The 1,231-nt window shown below is 53.5% G+C and carries 1 protein-coding gene; it reads left to right on the forward strand.

Features of this window, described 5'->3' with window-relative positions; all coding sequences use genetic code 11:
• Positions 1-62: 62 nt before the first annotated feature.
• Positions 63-1,213, forward strand: a protein-coding gene (locus MF6396_RS28060) for an IS3 family transposase (protein WP_102063847.1) whose coding sequence is annotated in 2 segments (ribosomal slippage) — positions 63-306 and positions 306-1,213 — 1,152 coding nt in all. Because the reading frame shifts where the segments join, the coding sequence is not laid out codon by codon here.
• The last annotated feature ends 18 nt before the right edge of the window (positions 1,214-1,231 follow it).

Below are 1,231 nucleotides of genomic sequence, written 5' to 3' on the forward strand. Positions count from 1 at the left end.
TGAATCGCCCCGGGTTTCGTAGACACCTCTTTGCCTTAAACTGAGGCCAATTAGGAGGTGCCATGAGCAACCCGCGTTACCCCGAAGAATTCAAAATCCAAGCAGTCAATCAAGTGACCGAAAAGAAGCTGCCTGTCGCTGAGGTAGCGGCCCGTCTCGGCGTGTCGACGCATAGCCTCTATGCCTGGATAAAGCGCTACAGCAAACCTCAAGAAGAACGGCAGCAGGATGATGATCAGCACGCTGAGCTGCGTCGTCTGCGAGCGGAACTCAAGCGCGTCACTGAAGAGCGAGACATATTAAAAAAGGCCGCCGCGTACTTTGCCAAGGAGTGCGGCTGAAGTACGCCTTTATCAAGCAGCGCGCGGGCGACTATTCGATTCGACGGCTTTGCCTGACGCTGAAAGTCCATCCCAGCGGCTATTACGCCTGGCTGTCTGAGCCGCAATCTGTACGCGCCAAAGACGACCAGCGACTACTGGGTTTGATCAAGCATTCCTGGCTGGAGAGCGGCGGCGTTTATGGCTATCGCAAAATCCACGACGATCTGCGCGAGGTCGGTGAGGATTGTGGTCGTCATCGTGTGGCGAGGCTGATGCGTCTTGAAGGGCTGCGTTCTCAGACAGGTTATCGACGCCGCCCTGGAAAGTACGGCGGTAAGCCAGCGGTCGTCTCACCCAATTTGCTGAAGCGCCAGTTCGATGTTGTGGAACCCAACAAGGTTTGGGTAACCGACATCACGTACATTCGTACGTATGAAGGCTGGTTGTATTTGGCGGTGGTACTAGATCTGTTTTCTCGGCAGGTCGTTGGCTGGTCAATGAAGTCGCAGATGACCAGTGATTTGGCTATTGATGCGTTGTTGATGGCGGTTTGGAGGCGTAAACCGAAGCAAGAGGTGATGGTTCATTCCGACCAAGGCAGCCAGTACAGCAGCTCCGATTGGCGCAGCTTTTTGAAGGCAAACAATTTGGTTGCCAGCATGAGTCGCCGAGGCAACTGTCATGACAACGCCGTGGCCGAGAGCTTTTTCCAGCTTCTGAAACGGGAACGGATCAAGCGAAAAATCTATACCACGCGGGAAGATGCTCGGAGTGATGTGTTCGATTACATCGAGATGTTCTACAACGTAAAACGCCGCCATGGTTTCAACAATCAGCTGTCACCGGTAGAGTTTGAAAAACGTTACGCAATGAGCTTGCAAGGTGTCTAGAGAATCCGGGGCGATTCA

Source organism: Pseudomonas sp. MF6396 (assembly GCF_002018915.1).
In the GTDB taxonomy this organism is placed as follows: domain Bacteria; phylum Pseudomonadota; class Gammaproteobacteria; order Pseudomonadales; family Pseudomonadaceae; genus Aquipseudomonas; species Aquipseudomonas palmensis.